The 11,566-nt window shown below is 36.6% G+C and carries 14 protein-coding genes; 7 read left to right on the forward strand and 7 right to left on the reverse strand.

Annotated elements, in window-relative coordinates:
- Positions 1 to 56 precede the first annotated feature (56 nt).
- Positions 57 to 1,757 (reverse strand): glycoside hydrolase family 13 protein, encoded by a 1,701-nt coding sequence (locus tag AC3EA5_RS06430; RefSeq protein WP_488607573.1) that lies wholly within the window; start codon positions 1,755 to 1,757, stop codon positions 57 to 59.
- A 184-nt stretch (positions 1,758 to 1,941) separates the two neighbouring features.
- Here AC3EA5_RS06430 and AC3EA5_RS06435 point away from each other — a divergent pair, with 184 nt between their 5' ends.
- Positions 1,942 to 2,760, forward strand: a complete 819-nt coding sequence (locus AC3EA5_RS06435; protein WP_488607574.1) for an AAC(3) family N-acetyltransferase — start codon at positions 1,942 to 1,944, stop codon at positions 2,758 to 2,760.
- 185 nt (positions 2,761 to 2,945) lie between these two features.
- On the opposite strand, the gene AC3EA5_RS06440 is transcribed toward AC3EA5_RS06435, so the two are convergent.
- Both AC3EA5_RS06440 and AC3EA5_RS06445 read right to left on the reverse strand, forming a co-directional pair.
- A complete protein-coding gene (locus AC3EA5_RS06440) occupies positions 2,946 to 3,476 on the reverse strand; it encodes a hypothetical protein (RefSeq protein ID WP_488607575.1) in 531 nt (176 codons plus the stop codon).
- Between the two features lie 174 nt (positions 3,477 to 3,650).
- Entirely contained in the window at positions 3,651 to 4,586 is a 936-nt protein-coding gene (locus AC3EA5_RS06445) for an HD-GYP domain-containing protein (RefSeq protein WP_488607576.1), read from the reverse strand.
- Positions 4,587 to 4,744: 158 nt separating this feature from the next.
- Here AC3EA5_RS06445 and AC3EA5_RS06450 point away from each other — a divergent pair, with 158 nt between their 5' ends.
- The 6 genes from AC3EA5_RS06450 (at position 4,745) to AC3EA5_RS06475 (ending at position 8,124) form a co-directional block, all read left to right on the forward strand.
- Entirely contained in the window at positions 4,745 to 5,179 is a 435-nt protein-coding gene (locus AC3EA5_RS06450) for a GNAT family N-acetyltransferase (RefSeq protein ID WP_488607577.1), read from the forward strand.
- An 89-nt stretch (positions 5,180 to 5,268) separates the two neighbouring features.
- The gene (locus AC3EA5_RS06455; protein WP_488607578.1) at positions 5,269 to 5,727 is read left to right on the forward strand and encodes an NUDIX domain-containing protein; all 459 of its coding nucleotides are present in this window, start codon (positions 5,269 to 5,271) and stop codon (positions 5,725 to 5,727) included.
- 12 nt (positions 5,728 to 5,739) lie between these two features.
- Entirely contained in the window at positions 5,740 to 6,288 is a 549-nt protein-coding gene (locus AC3EA5_RS06460) for an NUDIX hydrolase (protein WP_488607579.1), read from the forward strand.
- Positions 6,289 to 6,363: 75 nt separating this feature from the next.
- Complete coding sequence (locus AC3EA5_RS06465) at positions 6,364 to 6,831, forward strand: GNAT family N-acetyltransferase (RefSeq protein WP_488607580.1); 468 nt, start codon at positions 6,364 to 6,366, stop codon at positions 6,829 to 6,831.
- Entirely contained in the window at positions 6,828 to 7,325 is a 498-nt protein-coding gene (locus tag AC3EA5_RS06470; protein WP_488607581.1) for an NUDIX domain-containing protein, read from the forward strand. Before AC3EA5_RS06465 ends, AC3EA5_RS06470 begins: the two co-directional genes overlap by 4 nt.
- A 28-nt stretch (positions 7,326 to 7,353) precedes the next feature.
- The gene (locus AC3EA5_RS06475; protein WP_488607582.1) at positions 7,354 to 8,124 is read left to right on the forward strand and encodes an alpha/beta hydrolase; all 771 of its coding nucleotides are present in this window, start codon (positions 7,354 to 7,356) and stop codon (positions 8,122 to 8,124) included.
- 60 nt (positions 8,125 to 8,184) lie between these two features.
- Here AC3EA5_RS06475 and AC3EA5_RS06480 read toward each other — a convergent pair whose 3' ends face one another.
- The 4 genes from AC3EA5_RS06480 to adh form a co-directional block, all read right to left on the reverse strand.
- Positions 8,185 to 8,898: an alpha/beta hydrolase family protein gene (locus AC3EA5_RS06480; protein WP_488607583.1), complete on the reverse strand. Its 714-nt coding sequence runs from the start codon at positions 8,896 to 8,898 to the stop codon at positions 8,185 to 8,187.
- Positions 8,899 to 9,025: 127 nt separating this feature from the next.
- On the reverse strand, positions 9,026 to 9,238 hold the full coding sequence (locus AC3EA5_RS06485; RefSeq protein ID WP_488607584.1) for a hypothetical protein: 213 nt from the start codon (positions 9,236 to 9,238) through the stop codon (positions 9,026 to 9,028).
- Positions 9,239 to 9,428: 190 nt separating this feature from the next.
- Entirely contained in the window at positions 9,429 to 9,794 is a 366-nt protein-coding gene (locus AC3EA5_RS06490; protein WP_488607585.1) for a DUF779 domain-containing protein, read from the reverse strand.
- 17 nt (positions 9,795 to 9,811) lie between these two features.
- Entirely contained in the window at positions 9,812 to 11,332 is a 1,521-nt protein-coding gene (adh, locus tag AC3EA5_RS06495) for an aldehyde dehydrogenase (protein WP_488607586.1), read from the reverse strand.
- Positions 11,333 to 11,566: the final 234 nt, after the last annotated feature.

Here is an 11,566-nt window from a genome sequence, read left to right on the forward strand (position 1 = left end):
TCCTTTAATCATACCTTATTTTAGGGATTCGTCCATCTATGATTTGTCTCATATTCCTATTCGTTATGTGATAAGTAAAAAGCTACGGCTTCATATGGACGTAAACGAATTGATTTATTCGCCAAAAGATCCTTATAATTTTGAATCAGCACTTCCCCATTTTCAAGATACGGCAGAATGTCTTGATGTTCAAAAAGAATTTCTTGATCACTAAAATGACAGATGACGAGTAGTGATTCTTGATCAGTTTTACGTTCATACGCAAAGACATTCGGGTTTTCTCGGTCAATTAATCGGAAATCACCAGTTGTAATCACATCCACATTTTTTCTGAATTGAATCAACTGTTGATAGTAAGCAAAAATTGAATCTTTCGATTGAGTGGCTTGTGCGACATTAATTTCTGTGAAATTTGGGTTTGCCTCGATCCAAGGAGTCCCTTCACTAAAGCCACCATTCTTTTCATTCGTCCATTGCATTGGTGTGCGGGCATTGTCTCTCCCTTTTACATAAATAGACTCAAAAATTTTGTGCTCGTCGATTCCTTGCTCCATTTTTTCGTTGTACATATTTAGTGTTTCTAAATCTCGATATTGATCAATCGATTCAAACTTCACATTTGTCATACCAATTTCTTCTCCTTGGTAAATATAAGGAGTTCCTTGAAGCAAGTGTAAGCATGTCGCGAGCATTTTTGCTGACTCGACTCTGTATTCACCGTCGTTCCCAAATCGAGATACAATACGAGGCTGATCATGGTTATTCCAGTACAAGCTATTCCAGCCAGTTCCGTGTAAATTCGTTTGCCATTTCTCGAAGTTCTCTTTTAAATCCACCAGATGTAACGGTTTAAGATCCCACTTTTCAAACGGACCACTATCTAAACTCATATGCTCAAATGTAAATACCATATTCAACTCTTTATTCGCAGGGTTGGTATAGATTGACGCATCCTCTGGCGTTACCCCTGGCATTTCTCCGACGGTTAAAATGTCATACTTCGATAACACTTCTTCATTCATTTCTTGTAAATAATCGTGAATTTTTGGTCCATTCATATAATAAGGGCTGCCGTCACCAAAACGTTGACCTTCATTCTGTGCGCCGTTTGGAAGATCCGGATGCTTGGAAATTAAATTAATAACGTCCATTCGGAACCCGTCAATTCCTTTGTCCAACCAAAACTTCATCATTTCATATACTTCGTGTCGCAGCGGTTCATGCTCCCAGTTCAAATCCGGTTGCTTTTTAGAGAATAAATGCAAGAAAGATTCTTCAGTATTTTGATCATACTCCCAAGCAGAGCCACCGAAAAATGATCCCCAGTTATTCGGGGCTTGTTCACCTTCCCCTTTTTCCCACACATAATAGTTTCGATATGGACTTTCTTTAGATGACTTGGACTCAACAAACCATGCATGTTCATCTGACGTATGATTGACTACTAAATCCATAATAATCTTGAGACCGCGTTCTTTTGCTTGAGCAAGCAGCTCATCAAAATCTTCCATCGTGCCAAATTCATTCATGATTTCAATGTAGTTCCGGATATCGTACCCATTATCATCATTTGGTGAATCATAAATTGGGCTTAACCAAATCACATCGATTCCTAATTCTTTTAAGTAATCTAGTTTTTGAATAATCCCTTGAATATCCCCTATCCCATCGCCGTTGCTATCGTAAAAGCTTCTAGGATAAATTTGATAGACCACACTTTTCTTCCACCACTCAATTTCGGATTGTTTTAATTCCAACTTGAGAGCCCCCATTCTTTTTCAATTTTATATAGGATGTCTTAAAATCATGTTCAGTTTTACTTTTATATTGTAACAAAAACAGGCGAATTCATTTTGATTTTATTTGAATCACTTTCTGACATTCCTTCATTTGGAATAGTCTTATACAATGGAAGTATAAAACAATTGGAGGCAACAACTTATGAGTGAATTCGACACAGTACAAGCCACTAAATCATTTCAATCCGTTGACACTTTAAAAAAGCAATTACACGCACTGGGAATAAAAGCTGGGGACTCTATAATGGTCCATTCTTCATTAAAACAAATTGGCTGGTTACCAGGGGGAGCTAAAGCCGTAATAGATGCCTTACTTGAAACGATTACGGAGGAAGGTACGATTGTCATGGCAGCTCAATCTGCAGAGAACTCGGAACCGTCATACTGGATGTTACCTCCTGTTCCTGCTGATTGGCACGAACCAATCCGCCAACATATGCCTGCCTATGATCCTCACCTCACCCCTTTACGAGGGATGGGTAAAATCGCGGAATGTTTCCACCGACATCCTAAAACGATTCGAAGCTATCATCCCGTTCATAGTTTCATGGCTTGGGGCAAACATGCCGAAGAATGGATGTTAGAACACCCATTGGAAGACTCATTTGGTATGAGCTCCCCACTCGGAAAATTGGTAAATGAAGACGTGAAAGTCCTCTTACTCGGCGTAGGATATGATTCGTGTACAGCTCTGCACTTATCCGAACATTTACTTGAGAATAAAACCTATACAAACCAAGCTGCAGCCATGATGGTTGACGGAGAGCGACAATGGATAGAGTTTCAATCCACAGATGGTGATTCTGATCGTTTCCCAGAAATAGGTGAAGCTTTTGAACAAGCACATCCTGAAGCTGTCATACTTGGTGATATCGGACAAGCGAAAAGCCGTTTAATCGACATGAAGCCATTAATTGAATTTGGTTTGAAGTGGCTAAAAGAGCATCCGTTTGAAGAGTAGATTGCAGACCAGCAGATTTATAGCACAACTTAAATAATAATCAAAAAAAGGACTGTCTCTTAAACCATATAGTGGCTTAGAGATGGTCCCGTTTTCTATTGATTGAATTCCGTTCTATAATACGCAAACATCCGTTTGTAGAATTTGGACCTAATTAATTAGTTACCAATTTCATTTTAGATTGTTTAATGAATAATTAGCGCATCGCTTTCAATGTAGCTATTGTAAAGGTCGTTAACATAAGATTCGATTTCTTTTCCCCATTCTTCTCCATCTTCAATGGAATTTGGTTCACCGAATTTTGATTTAATATATGATTGCGAGTATTCATTTCTCTTAAGATAAGTCAATGTCCACATATCGAAGTATTCATCATTTGTCATTCCTAGAGCTTCTGCTTCTTTTGCATTGAAATTTTCCATTTCAACTGATTCAGCATTAGGATATACCATATTTTTCAATTGTTTTATTGACTCTTCTGAAACTGTAATTCCAGCCTTCAAAGCCTCATCTATAATAATTTCCTGTTTCATATAAATTTCAATATTTTCATCTGTAAGAGTAAATTGTGAAATAATATCTTTTACTGTTATATCATTACCATTAAAAGTAGCAACAACCTCGTTTAAGTCGTATTCCTTCTCATAAGTTTGCTCTGAACAAGCTACTAATAAAAAGAATAATATTAATCCCATTACTACCAATTTGAATTTCACTGTAATCCCCCCATAAAATGCCTTTGGTTTTAATACGAATGAAAGGAATGCAAGTTACAAATAATTAAACTTATCATTAAATTTTAATATTTGTGTAACAAGAAAAAGCTTTACCCCACCTTGAAGTAAAGCCATCTTTTAAAAAGAACCCGCTTGTTACCGCCAAGCTCATAATTATCTCCATTTAAATTGCTGGTCATGAAGTAATTGTAAAAATGCATCGACGACATGCGGGTGAAATTGTGAGCCTCTGCCTTTTATAATTTCTTCAATTGCTTGATCCACCGTCAAAGCCTCGCGATAAGGACGATTTGTCGTCATCGCATCAAAAGAATCTACCACGGCAATTATGTATGCTTCTAGTGAAACTTCTTCTTCTTTCAAACCAAAAGGATATCCTTTTCCGTCATATCGCTCATGGTGCTGCTCAACGATAAAAGCTGCTTCACGTAACCAGGCAATTTCATGATTGCGCATCATTTCTGCTCCGTTGGTTGTATGTGCTTTCATCAATTCCCATTCTTCTGGTGTAAGTTTACCTGCTTTATTCAAAATTTCTAAAGGTACTGACAGCTTTCCAATGTCATGGAAATAAGCTCCCCATATTAGCATGGTCACCCGTTCAATAGGTTGGTCGAGTTTCTTCCAAAGTTCAATCGAATAATCTTTAATTCTTGAGCAGTGCTGATATGTATAGCCATCTATTTTTTCAATTTCTTCTGCTTCCTTTTGTATCATTTCGATATCAGTAAACGTTGATTCAAAAACACTTTCTGTCGTCTCTACTAAAATTTCAGCACCTGATTCACTATAAACCGTTATTAACCCCTCATATTCTGAAGCATCAAGTGTTTCACCTGCTTGAAGTTTAAACTTCCGGTTATTATGTTCTACTTCGACTTCCCCGAGAACGACCGTATATTTTTCAATTACTTCGTTCTCTTCTTCTTCATATCTTATCCAAAATGATCGATCTGGACGATGAGAATGTAGGACGTATGCAATTTCATCTGACTTTCCGATATATGTATATACCGCATTTCCTCTATCTAATCGATCGAGTGAAGATCGTTCTTTAATATCTTTAATTTGTTGTCTAGTAAGTGGCATGATGATCTCCTTACGATGATTAATTCAGAATAATCAATTTTTTATTAAGTATACCTTTTTTATATCCATTAGTCATTAGAATTTGCATAATATTGTATGAAATCACATTCTTTTGTTATGTTTAATGGAGAAATCTTAAAACAGGAAGGATTACTGAAATGCCCAATATACGAATTCAAGAATTAAGAAAAGAGACACAATGGATTGACGCCTTCTCTCTCATGTCTCAATTAAGAACTGAGCTAAATGTTGAGGAGTATGTAAAACTCTTAAAGAAAATGACATTAGAAGGCTATCAACTTTTTGCTTTATACGAAGAGAATCAAATGAAATCCTTAATTGGATTAACTATACGAACCAATTTTTATAATAAATCACACGCATACATATATGATTTCGTTTCAGATCAAACTGAACGTTCAAAAGGATATGGACAACATTTGTTGTTATATATTCATCAATGGGCAAAAGATCAAGGAGTAGAATATATGGCTCTTGAATCAGGCATTCAAAGAACAGAAGCTCATCGTTTTTATGAAGAAAAAATGGAATATGACAAATGGTGTTATTCCTTCCGAAAAAAATTGGATTGATTTTTATTGGATATAAAAGGAAGGTTTTCAGTTTACTAGTAGCGAATAATATAGTTAACAAACATCTTAATCTACTAGGAGAATGAGAAATGGTGGATCCACCGCTACAATTTATTGAATTTCTTCATATGGACGAAAAAGATATGAATTCATTTAGTCCTTTAGCTGGCTCATATGCCATCATCCAAGTTCGTGACGAGATTCTTTTTGGTTATAATCGATTCCGAAATAGATGGGAGTTACCTGCAGGCAGAAGAGAAGGAAATGAAACACCTAAAGAGTGCGCTATTCGTGAATTATTCGAAGAAACCGGACAACAAGTTGAGCATCTAACATTTCAAGGAATCGCTAAAATAAAAAACCTTCATAAACAATCCATTAAATACAATCCAATTTTCTATTACAAGATTGACGAACTGAGTGACTTTATTCCAAATGAAGAAATGGATCGTATAACACTATGGGACTTAACAAGAGATATTGGTCCCTTCGATCAAGTCGACCTGCAAATTTGGAAGGCTTTAAGGGAGTTCACTCAAATAGATTAAGTTTAGGAGATGATGAAACTGGAACAATGGAAAACGATTTGCTCACATTATATTTATCAATCCCCTTTTGGAAACTTACGTAAAGATACATGTGAATTACCCAATGGTCAGATCATTCATGATTATTATGTAAATGAATATAGTGATTGGGTCAATGCGGTCGTCATTACGAAAAAGAAGGAAGTTGTATTAGTTAAACAATACCGCCACGGCACTCAAAGTAGTTTTCTAGAAGTTCCTGCTGGGAAGCCTGAAAATAATGAAACATTGGCAGAAGCAATTGCTCGTGAGGTAAAAGAAGAAACTGGATTTGTCTCAAATCTACCACCTGTTTTATTAGGTGAATTTTATGTGAATCCAGCAACACAAAACAACAAAGTTTATAGCTTTCTAATAACTGAAGCTGAATTAGTTGCTGAACAAGAGCTAGATGACACTGAAATAATTGATGTAAATATGTTTGACTTGGGAACCATGAGCCGTTTAATAAAGACAAATGAAATTAATCATTTATTTACGGTTAATGCTTTTAATCTAAGTAAGAAATTTTTGATGACTTAGAGTGACCAAATTTATTCACTCCTGAACGTCTAATAAACTAAAGGATTCTTTAACGAGGAAAGTTGAGGGGATTTCTTGAAACAACCCGCCTTTGAATTCTTTCCTTTCGATACGATTAAAGGGGAAGAAATTGATTTACTTATTGAACGAAAAGTACCGGGAAATGTAGAAAAAAACTATGTTCCCGCTTATTGGTATGCGATAAATTTATCTGGAACGAACCTAACGATCGGAACGATAGATCTCCGAATCGGGACTAATTCACGTACTTATTATGGTGGAAACATTGGATATGCAATTGATAAAAAGCATAGAGGAAACCATTACGCTGCAAAGGCGTGCCAATTGCTTAAACAAGTAGCCCTTGCACACGGACTCCATGAAATCATCATTACTTGCAACCCCGATAATATTGCTTCCAATAAAACTTGTATTCGACTAGGCGCAGAACTACTCGAAGTTGTCGACTTGCCTATAGATAATGATATGTATTTAGAAGGTGAGTTTCAAAAATGCATTTATAAATGGAGGATTTCTTCATGACGACAGTCTATGTAAACTGGGGTCAATCTTATGTGAAATTAACATGGAACCCAACATTAGAACCACCTCAACCAGAAAACATCACAAGCGTTCACGGAATGTGCTTTTATGAAGAAAAACTACTTTTAGTAAATATTAAAAGCCGAGGGTGGAATTTTCCTGGCGGGCATATTGAGTTAAACGAAACTCCCATAGAATGTGTGAAACGTGAAGTTTTAGAAGAAGCTTGTGTTGAAGGTGACTGTGAATACCTTGGATACGTTGAGGTTAATCACTCTGAAAATCCAACTTGGAGTTCTGACAGCCCTTATCCTTTAATCGGTTATCAAGCTATTTTCCGTATGAATGTAACGACAGTCCACCCGTTTGATGCGAACTACGAATCTTCTCATAGAAAATTCATTCATCCACATGAAGCGTCTACTCTCAATGAAGATTGGCATGAGGTTTATGAGGGAATTTTGCAATCTGCTCTCTTGGTCAATACGAAATAAACATATTTTTGAAAAGGTGTTGTTTGACATGATTGAAGAATTTGCTTTCCCAATTAAAGCTTTTAATCACGAAAGAACAATTCGAGTATATACGCCTAGAGGTTATCAAGAAGAAACAAAACGTTATCCAGTTCTGTATATGCATGATGGGCAAAATGTCTTTGAAGATCAAGATGCTATACATGGAGTTTCTTTAGGTTTAAAAGATTACTTGGATTCAAACGAGATAGAAATTATTGTTGTTGGAATAGACACGAATACTGAAGGAGAAGAAAGAAAAAACGAGTATTGTCCATGGGTCGACGGTGAATTTAGCAAGAATTTATTAGGTAAGCCAAGTTACACTGGCGGCAAAGGAGATGCTTACGTAGATTTTATTGTAAGTGAACTTAAACCCTATATTGATTCTCAATATCGAACTTTAACCGAGGCGACCAGTATTGGAGGAGTTTCATTAGGCGGATTAATTTCAACCTACGCCGCATGTAAATACCCCAATATTTTTAAAAACGTGGTTGGTATTTCTTCAGCTTTTTGGCGCAATCAAGAAGAAATTGAGAAACTCTTAACAAACACAAATTTAACTTCTATAGAAAAATTCTACATGGATAGTGGAACATCTGAAGTAAGAAATGATGAACGAATTAGTAAGGGATTCTTAGAATCTAACCAACGGATTCATAATATTGTTAAAGAAAAAATTCCTAACTCAACATTTCTTGTGATTAAGGATGCTGAACATCATTATTCTTATTTTAAAGAAAGAGTACCAGGTATTTTCACATACTTACTCTCTTAAATACATTGGTGACAATCTAGAAACATAAAAACGCTTGGAATATCCAAGCGTTTTTCTGATTTAAATTCCATCTAGCCACTCGAGTAAATCTTTCACCATTTCAGAAGAAAACTGATGGTTATTATTTTCATAAATTATAAAGTTAACATTAACTCGACCTTCATTTTCAATAAGATATTGATAATAATCCTGCTGTCCTTTTATTGAAATAATTGCATCTGAATCACCATGCATGAGAAGTACAGGGGCATTACACGTAGTTCGACCAATCGGGTTATACTTCTTCATCACCTGTTCTTCTTCAAATGGAAGTGAATTTCGATGATCTTTTTCTCTAAATAGTTTTTCTGACAATAGAAAAGAACCTGATCCGTTAATATTGACTAAACCACCCATGTTTTTGTGATTAGCAAAAATACCATTTGCGATAAAGCCACCCATCGAGCTCCCAACCAGAATTACTTCCTCCATTGGAACATTTAAATGTTCAATGAAATCATCAAACTCGTCAATTGTCTTATATATGGTTTCCCAAAAATAACGTTGTGTAGATTCAATATTGAAATGGTTTTCTAACGGCTTTCTTGTGTCGTGATAGATAATTTCTGGAACAACAACTCTATGCCCCCTTGATGTCATTTCTTTTGAAACATCATTATTGCTTTCCACACTTGTTCCCCAACCATGATAAAAGATAACGGTCTTACCGCCAGAGCTTTGTACTTCTGGTTCAAATAACTTATATTTAAAATTTTGAGTCTGCACTTTATTCATGAACTTTACCTCTATCATTTGTTCTTTTTTTTACCTTATCATTTGCATCATTTGTTTAAAAGGGCAGGTTCTTGATTTAGAAAAAGGCCTTACGCCTTCAATGGCAGTAAGACCTTTCGCATGTGTATTAAATTACATCATCTTTTTTTGGCGTTGTTTCTTCATACTCCACTTCGTGTTTTGTATCATGAAGAGATGATCTATTGCTATCATCTTTTTTACCTTCCATTGCATCATGGAATGGAGCGTATTGATTAAGAGGAAGTCTGCGATGAGTAAATAATCGGCTTAAAGTCCAAACAATTACACCGATTAAGATAATCAGCATGATATATCCCATGTTCTCTCACTCCTTTTCTTTTATTGTACATCACGATCGTGTTGAGGAAGTATATTTAATGTTGTAATTTTTACAGCTATTCTAGTAATTTCCGCACCTAATCTAGTAATTTTTAAAGCTAATCTCGTAAAACAGCCATTCTCACCACTAAAAAACCGCCTCCAAAGAAAAACTGGAGGCGGCAAACTCTTTAATTCGAATTAGCTTGTACTTCTTTAAATTCATCGTCGGTGAAAGCACGTGATCTTGTTAAAAATCGTTTACCTTCTACGCCTTCTAATGAAAACATGCCACCTCGTCCATCGACAACGTCAATAATAAGCTGGGTATGCTTCCAATAGTCGTATTGGCTTTTGTGCATATAGAAAGGACTGTCGCCGATTGAGCCGAGTAGCACGTCTTGGTCTCCTACCAGTAAATCGCCTTCTGGATAGCACATAGGTGCTGATCCGTCGCAGCAACCGCCTGATTGGTGGAACATGACTGGACCGTGCTTGCTTTTGAGTAATTCAATTAGTTCAAGCGTCGCGTCCGTAGCGATAACACGTTCAATCATTGTCATTCCCCTTTCGATCAAAAGAATCCTAATTTGTTTTCATTGTAGCTAACTAGCAAGTTTTTCGTTTGTTGGTAATGGCTTAACATCATCAAATGATTTTCGCGGCCGATACCAGACATTTTGTATCCACCAAACGCAGCATGTGCTGGGTATGCATGGTAACAGTTTGTCCAAACACGTCCCGCTTGAATCGCACGACCAAAACGGTATGCTGTGTTCATGTTACGAGACCATACACCTGCACCTAGTCCATATAAAGTGTCGTTCGCAATTTCAAGTGCTTCTTCATGCGTTTTAAATGTCGTTACCGACACAACTGGCCCAAAAATTTCTTCTTGGAAGATACGCATATTGTTGTTTCCTTTGAAGACAGTTGGTTTTACATAGTAACCGTCTGTGAAGTCTCCATCGATGTTGTTTCGCTCTCCACCAATTAGACATTCTGCGCCTTCTTGTTTACCGATATCCAAGTAAGACAAGATTTTCTCTAATTGTTCATTAGATGCTTGAGCACCCATCATTGTGTTTGGATCTAATGGATTACCTGTTTTAATCGCTTCAACGCGTGCCAAAACTTTTTCCATGAACTTGTCATAGATTGATTCTTGAACTAATGCACGTGAAGGGCATGTACAAACTTCCCCTTGGTTTAATGCGAATAAAACGAATCCTTCTACCGCTTTATCTAAGAATGCATCGTCATGATCCATTACATCTTCGAAGAAAATGTTTGGTGACTTCCCACCTAATTCAAGCGTCACTGGTATTAAGTTTTGAGATGCATATTGCATAATCATACGACCAGTTGTTGTTTCACCAGTGAAGGCAATTTTTCCGATACGAGGATTTGATGCTAGTGGTTTACCAGCTTCTAATCCAAAGCCATTTACGATATTTAGAACACCCGGAGGTAATAAATCCCCAACTAGTTCAGCGAATACGAGAATACTTGCAGGTGTTTGCTCTGCAGGTTTTAATACCACACAGTTCCCTGCTGCTAATGCAGGTGCTAACTTCCATACAGCCATTAATAGCGGGAAGTTCCAAGGGATAATTTGTCCCACTACACCGATTGGCTCATGGAAATGATAAGCAACCGTATCGTCGTCAATTTGGCTCAAAGAACCTTCTTGTGCACGAATTGCTCCTGCGAAATAGCGGAAGTGGTCGATCGCTAAAGGCAAGTCCGCATTAAGTGTTTCACGTACCGCTTTTCCGTTATCCCATGTTTCAGCTACAGCTAACATTTCTAAATTTTCTTCCATGATGTCTGCAATTTTATTTAAAATAACCGCACGTTCAGCTACTGACGTTTTTCCCCACGCGTCTTTTGCTGCATGCGCTGCGTCTAATGCTAATTCAATATCTTCTGAAGTTGAACGAGCAACTTGTGTGAAGTTTTTACCAGTGACAGGTGTCACGTTATCAAAGTATTGACCCTTAACAGGGGCTGTCCATTTTCCGTTAATGTAATTATCATATTTCTCTTTAAATGTTACGAGTGAACCTTCTGTGTTTGGAAATGCATATACCATTCTCATGTTCCTCCCTTTGTACGAGTAATTCCTATTGTATGCGCTTTCACTAGTTTTCATGAAAACTAGTAATCTAGGAAATCCTTCACTTCAATATTGTCAGATAAAATAGAAAATTACAACTTTTTTATTTGATGGGTATGGTATTAACACTATGAATGTGTTCTTTAATAGAAAATGCAACTTACAATATTCAAACAGCATATGCAAGTCAAGTTTTCAATATGGTAAAAA

It is taken from the genome of Paenisporosarcina sp. (assembly GCF_057785155.1).

Bases quoted from the DNA above. Each gene is read 5' to 3' on its own strand.
- adh (WP_488607586.1), bottom strand. From the start codon at position 11,332: ATGGTATATGCATTTCCAAACACAGAAGGTTCACTCGTAACATTTAAA.
- AC3EA5_RS06475 (WP_488607582.1), top strand. From the start codon at position 7,354: ATGATTGAAGAATTTGCTTTCCCAATTAAAGCTTTTAATCACGAAAGA.
- AC3EA5_RS06450 (WP_488607577.1), top strand. From the start codon at position 4,745: ATGCCCAATATACGAATTCAAGAATTAAGAAAAGAGACACAATGGATT.
- AC3EA5_RS06435 (WP_488607574.1), top strand. From the start codon at position 1,942: ATGAGTGAATTCGACACAGTACAAGCCACTAAATCATTTCAATCCGTT.
- AC3EA5_RS06470 (WP_488607581.1), top strand. From the start codon at position 6,828: ATGACGACAGTCTATGTAAACTGGGGTCAATCTTATGTGAAATTAACA.
- AC3EA5_RS06460 (WP_488607579.1), top strand. From the start codon at position 5,740: ATGAAACTGGAACAATGGAAAACGATTTGCTCACATTATATTTATCAA.
- AC3EA5_RS06480 (WP_488607583.1), bottom strand. From the start codon at position 8,898: ATGAATAAAGTGCAGACTCAAAATTTTAAATATAAGTTATTTGAACCA.
- AC3EA5_RS06485 (WP_488607584.1), bottom strand. From the start codon at position 9,238: ATGGGATATATCATGCTGATTATCTTAATCGGTGTAATTGTTTGGACT.
- AC3EA5_RS06490 (WP_488607585.1), bottom strand. From the start codon at position 9,794: ATGATTGAACGTGTTATCGCTACGGACGCGACGCTTGAACTAATTGAA.
- AC3EA5_RS06455 (WP_488607578.1), top strand. From the start codon at position 5,269: ATGGTGGATCCACCGCTACAATTTATTGAATTTCTTCATATGGACGAA.
- AC3EA5_RS06445 (WP_488607576.1), bottom strand. From the start codon at position 4,586: ATGCCACTTACTAGACAACAAATTAAAGATATTAAAGAACGATCTTCA.